We start from the raw sequence: 1934 nt of genomic DNA, 5'->3' as shown, positions 1-1934 counted from the left end.
GGCCAATAGGAGGTGAACCAGTGAAGTTCTTCGACCCCGAGGGCCACGAGTTCGGAGTCCCGACCTTCCCCCGGAAGCTGGCACCCGAGGGCCTGGCCACCCGCCGCCAGCTCCGCGCCCGCGGCCTGCGGCCCGGCGGTCAGCCGGTCGTCGCCCAGATCCTCTGGCTCGGCCGGCGCCCGCCCGGAACCCGCGAACGCCTGGTCCGCGCCGCCTACCTCTACCGCCTCGACCTCGCCCTCCCGGTCCGACCGATGACGCCCGGCCTGTGGCGCGCACACCGCGCCATGATGCGCGCCCGCCGGACCTGTCCGGTCTGCCTGGTCACCTACCCCTACGTGATCCCGACGTCCCTGGGCTGCTGCTCCAGGTGCGCCGATGCCCCGGCCCTCGCGGCCTGAAGGAGACGAACACCGTGGACACCACCCCGACCCCGTACATCCCCCAGCAGCTCCCCGCGGCCGTCCCGCCCGGCGTGACGATCGGCTACACCCCGCAGGGTCAGCCGGTCTACATCCCGCAGACCGCGCAGGCCCCCGTCGTCGTGCAGATGCCGACCCAGCCCATCCCGGCCTGGCTCCGCAACGGCCTGATCGCCGCCGTCGGCCTGCTCATCCTCTGCACCCCCGCGACCGTCCTCCTCGTCGTCGCCGCGCCGGCCATCGCGGCCATGGGCCAGGCCATCGCCTACGGCGGCATCGGCATCGGGATCGGCGTCATCGGCGTCGCCGCCGCCATCAAGGAACTGCGCGTCACGCCCCGCGCCCCCCGCCCTGTGAAGAAGGCGAAGTGATGGCCCTCCTCCCCTCCTTCATGACGTCACGAGTCCACGACGCCACGACGCCACAACAGACCCAGGAAGGCAGCACCACCATGAAGAACCCCATCAGCCGGATGCAGAAGACCCTCCTGTGGGTGACCATCGTGCCGATGCTCGCCATCGGCATCCTCGGCGGCGTCGGCACCTACTCCAACCTCTCCCACCGCTACGGCGGCGAGACCGCCCTGGGCGCGCTCGCCGCCGGTGAGGGCGCCACGGCCGTCATGGCCCTGGTCCTCCTGGTCACCACCCTGTTCAACCGGCCCGCGCCCCTCGTGGTCCGCCTCGGCCTGTGGGCCCTGCCGGCCGCCGCCGCCGCGATGGGTGCCACCGCCGCCCAGGGCATCGGCCAGACCATCGTCTACGCCCTCACCCCCATGGCCATCACCGCCGCTGCCGAGGCCATCGCCTACCTCGCCCGCATCGTCGTCATCCACCAGGACGGCCGCGACATCGAGGCGGAGACCCGCGCCGCCGCCGTCATCCGCGACCTCGCCTACCACCAGGCCCGCGCCGCCGCCCACCCGGACAAGAAGGTCCGCGCCAAGTCCGTGAAGAAGTCCTGGAAGCTCGCTGCGAAGGTGGGCGCGGGTGACACCACCCTCGGCACGGACCTCCTGGACGTCCAGCGCGACCGCCTCACCCAGAGCGCGGGCGTCGCCCTGGAGCGGATGTTCACCCCCGGCATCACGGCCCCGGTGCCCGCCCTCCTCGCGGCATCCGCACCCCAGGCCCCGGCCATCCTTCCTCCGGCCGCTGGTGACGCCACGACGGCACGAGCCCACGAGTCCACCATCCACGCGGACACCAGTGGATATCCGTCCGACACCAGCTCTGACCAGGTCGAAAAGGACCAGAACATCCGCCCGGCACTCTCGCTCGTCCGTGCCGGAAAGGAGAAGACGGCCAGCATGTCCGCCGACGTCAAGCAGATGGTCGCGGACGGGGTCCAGGACGTCCGTCACGTCATCGACGCCGTCGCCACCCGCCACCAGCGGGACCCCGAGGACCGGCGCTTCCGCGAGACGGTCACCCGCTTCTGGCGCGATGCCACCAAGGCCGAGACCGCCCAGGCCATCAACCAGGCCGACCAGCCCAGCCCCTACCTGGAGCC

At 72.2% G+C, this 1934-nt stretch carries 3 protein-coding genes; all 3 read left to right on the top strand.

Going from position 1 to position 1934, the window contains the following annotated elements:
• Positions 1 to 20: 20 nt before the first annotated feature.
• Positions 21 to 401 (top strand): RRQRL motif-containing zinc-binding protein, encoded by a 381-nt coding sequence (locus ACOZB4_RS34045; RefSeq protein WP_422759739.1) that lies wholly within the window; start codon positions 21 to 23, stop codon positions 399 to 401.
• Between the two features lie 14 nt (positions 402 to 415).
• The gene (locus ACOZB4_RS34040; RefSeq protein ID WP_378844453.1) at positions 416 to 793 is read left to right on the top strand and encodes a hypothetical protein; all 378 of its coding nucleotides are present in this window, start codon (positions 416 to 418) and stop codon (positions 791 to 793) included.
• 20 nt (positions 794 to 813) lie between these two features.
• Positions 814 to 1934: hypothetical protein (locus ACOZB4_RS34035; RefSeq protein ID WP_422759738.1), on the top strand; the 1121-nt coding region annotated here is incomplete at its 3' end.

This window comes from Paenibacillus sp. NPDC058898 (genome assembly GCF_049316025.1).
Classification (GTDB): Bacteria; Bacillota; Bacilli; order Paenibacillales; family Paenibacillaceae; genus Paenibacillus_AQ.
The sequence above is the reverse complement of the archived record's forward strand: the minus strand, read 5'-3'. Positions and strand labels throughout refer to the sequence as shown.